This is a genomic window from Cupriavidus sp. SIMBA_020 (assembly GCF_046535395.1).
GTDB classification, from domain to species: domain Bacteria; phylum Pseudomonadota; class Gammaproteobacteria; order Burkholderiales; family Burkholderiaceae; genus Cupriavidus; species Cupriavidus campinensis.
The window spans coordinates 1-229 of sequence record NZ_JAWRWU010001863.1 but is presented as its reverse complement, the minus strand read 5'-3'; the positions used below and the strand labels follow the sequence as shown (position 1 = coordinate 229).

General features: G+C 65.5%; 1 pseudogene. It reads right to left on the bottom strand.

Going from position 1 to position 229, the window contains the following annotated elements:
• A pseudogene (locus SB751_RS36060) lies at positions 1 to 229 on the bottom strand (amidohydrolase); the annotation flags it as partial.

Below are 229 nucleotides of genomic sequence, written 5' to 3'. Positions count from 1 at the left end.
TATCCGAGGACCAGATGGCGTTGATCTTCACGCCCAGCGGGTTGACCTTGTCGTTGAAGGCCGCCGCCACGGTGCGGTCGTCAGATTCCGAGCCGAAGTAGAAGCTGTCGACCCAGCGCTTGCGGATGTCCTCGACCGATTCGATGCCGGCGGCGGCGAAATCGTCCAGTTCGTCCGGATGCGGGTCGCGGCTGTGCGGCAGGGCCGAGATGCCCAGGCTGTCGCGCAG